2 protein-coding genes are annotated in these 1,787 nt (G+C 73.4%); both read right to left on the reverse strand.

The features are described 5' to 3' along the window. Positions 1 to 1,243 (reverse strand): D-inositol-3-phosphate glycosyltransferase (mshA, locus tag IY392_RS09650; protein WP_309234132.1); only part of this gene is annotated, 1,243 nt, incomplete at its 3' end. Positions 1,244 to 1,324: 81 nt separating this feature from the next. Next, a partial coding sequence (locus IY392_RS09655; protein WP_375292908.1) for an alpha/beta fold hydrolase occupies positions 1,325 to 1,787 on the reverse strand: 463 nt, incomplete at its 5' end.

Genomic DNA, 1,787 nt, shown 5'->3' on the forward strand with positions numbered 1-1,787 from the left:
GTCCATCGGCGGTGGAATCCCAGGAGAACCGGGAGGCGTGAACCGGGGCGGCCCGCGACATGGACAGGCGGCGCGCGTCGTCGTCGAGCAGTCCCACCAACGTGGCCGCCCACTCGCGCGGGTCGTGACCGACCACGGTGATCCCCGTGCGGCCGTGATCGACCGCCGTGGGCAGACCGCCCACAGCCGCCGCCACCACCGGCGTCCCGCAGGCCTGCGCCTCCAGTGCCACGAGGCCGAAAGACTCCGAATACGACGGCACGGCCACCACGTCGGCGGCGCGGTACACGTCCACGAGTTCCGCGGGTGGCCGCGGCGCGAGGAAACTCACCCGGTCGGCCACGCCCAGCTCGTCGGCCAGGTCCATGAGTGAACGGGGGCGCTCCAGCCCGGACCCGCTGGGCCCGCCCACCACCATCAGACGCACGTCCCGGTGCGGCTGCTCCCGCACGATCTCGGCCAGTGCACGGACGATCACATCGGGGGCCTTGAGCGGCTGGATCCGGCCGACGAACGCGACCACCTCGGACCGCTGCCCCAGCCCCAACGCCCGGCGGGCCCGCTCTGTGCCGCGCTGCGTCCCGGGGGTGTACTGCTCGAGGTCGGCGCCCGGGGGCACCACGTCGATGTGGGCGGGGTCGGCGTCGTAGTAGCCCACGAGTTCGTCGCGCTCGCCGGTGGTGTTGACCACGAGGCGGTGCGCGGAGTCCACGATCTGCTGCTCGCCGATGCGCCGGGACTCAGGCTCCGGGACGTCACCGTCGGCGAGGACCGCGTTCTTCACCTCCGCCAGGGTGTGCGCCGTGTGCACCAGGGGTACGCCCCAGTGCTCGGAGGCCACCAGACCGGCCTGCCCGGACAGCCAGTAGTGGGAGTGGATGAGGTCGTAGTGCCCGGGTGCATGACCGGCCTCCGCCCGCATCACACCGGCCACGAATGGGCAGAGCTGCGTGGGCAGGTCCTCCTTGCACAGGCCCTCGAACGGCCCCGCCACGATGTTGCGCACCAGCACGCCGTCGCCGGCCTGCTCGACCGGCGGCTGCGAGGAATGGGTGGCGCGGGTGAAGACCTCGACCTCCACGCCCCGGCGGGCCAGCCGACGGGCGGTCTGCAGAACGTACACGTTGAGCCCGCCCGCATCGCCCGTTCCCGGCTGCGCCAACGGCGAGGTGTGGAACGACAGGACGGCGATGCGCCTCGGGAGGGGGGCCTCGGCGCCGGTGCGGAGATCGGAGACGGTCACCTCACCGATTGTGCCCGCGACGACGACGCGGCGCACTCCGGCGCGAGAGGGCCCGCCCGTCGCCCCGGCGCGGATCCGCGGCTACAGCTCGGCGGCGAAGGCGTCGAGCTCGGCCAGGAACCGCGGCGTCTCCTCGAGGAACGGTGCGTGCGCCGACTCGGCGAACCCCACGTAGCGCGCACCGGGGATCATCTCGGCATTGGCTCGGCCGGCCGAGGGCAACACCACCCCGTCGTGCTCGCCGTGGATCACCAGCGCGGGGATGGCCAGGCCACGCAGGGTGTCGTCGTGGTCCACCCGTCGCGTGAGCAGCTTCTGCCGCACCGCGGGGGGCGTGGCCAGGGAGAGACCGAAGATCCGCTGGCGGCTCACCCCGTCGCCGGACCGCATCATGGCGGTCCCGAAGCCCGCCAGGGTGGCGATCGCGGTTCCCGGATCCTCGGCGAACCCGCCGTCGGCGACCGCCATCATGGCCGGGCCGACCGCACCGCCGGCGGAGCGTGAGACCGCGGTGACCGCTCCACACAGCACCAGCCCGGAGACC

The organism is Dietzia sp. SYD-A1 (assembly GCF_015356725.1).
Classification (GTDB): Bacteria; Actinomycetota; Actinomycetes; order Mycobacteriales; family Mycobacteriaceae; genus Dietzia.